Below are 208 nucleotides of genomic sequence, written 5' to 3'. Positions count from 1 at the left end.
TGTGGAGCGGTAGTTCAGCTGGTTAGAATGCTGGCCTGTCACGCCGGAGGTCGCGGGTTCGAGTCCCGTCCGCTCCGCCACTTCAACGCGAGGCCCCCGGGCAACTGGGGGCTTTGTTTTCTTCCAGGCTTCGGCCCGGGGAGAACTGCAGTAAAACTGGAGCGGTAGTTCAGCTGGTTAGAATGCTGGCCTGTCACGCCGGAGGTCG

1 tRNA gene is annotated in these 208 nt (G+C 62.5%); it reads left to right on the top strand.

Annotated features, from left to right (window positions below):
- Positions 1-3: 3 nt before the first annotated feature.
- Positions 4-80: transfer RNA gene (locus tag IAE58_RS19905), tRNA-Asp, on the top strand.
- Positions 81-208 lie beyond the last annotated feature (128 nt).

This window comes from Stenotrophomonas sp. S49, assembly GCF_016624905.1.
Lineage (GTDB): Bacteria > Pseudomonadota > Gammaproteobacteria > Xanthomonadales > Xanthomonadaceae > Stenotrophomonas.
The sequence above is the reverse complement of the archived record's forward strand: the minus strand, read 5'-3'. Positions and strand labels throughout refer to the sequence as shown.